At 65.1% G+C, this 338-nt stretch carries 1 protein-coding gene; it reads right to left on the minus strand.

The annotated features are described in order from the left end of the window. Positions 1–338: aldehyde dehydrogenase family protein (locus HX873_RS31600; protein WP_177123899.1), on the minus strand; the 338-nt coding region annotated here is incomplete at both ends.

Genomic DNA, 338 nt, shown 5'->3' on the forward strand with positions numbered 1-338 from the left:
GCGCTGGCGTGTTCCGAGGGCTTGATCACCACCGTGTTGCCGATGGCCAGGCACGGTGCGAGGGTGCCGGTGAGCAGCATCAGCGGCGAGTTCCACGGGGTGATCATGCCGACCACGCCCAACGGCTCGCGGCTGCTGTAGTTGAGCTGGTTGAGCTTGTTGACCGGGATCACCTCGCCTTGCAGCTTGTCGGCCATGCCGGCGAAGTAGACGTAGGCATCGGGCAGGGCGCTCATTTGCGCGCGCATTTCCCGCAGCAGCTTGCCGTTGTCGCGGGTTTCCAGCAGCGCCAGTTCTTCGGCGTGCTCGGCCACCAGCTGGGCCAGGCGATACAACAA

The organism is Pseudomonas sp. P7758 (assembly GCF_013386485.1).
GTDB lineage: Bacteria > Pseudomonadota > Gammaproteobacteria > Pseudomonadales > Pseudomonadaceae > Aquipseudomonas.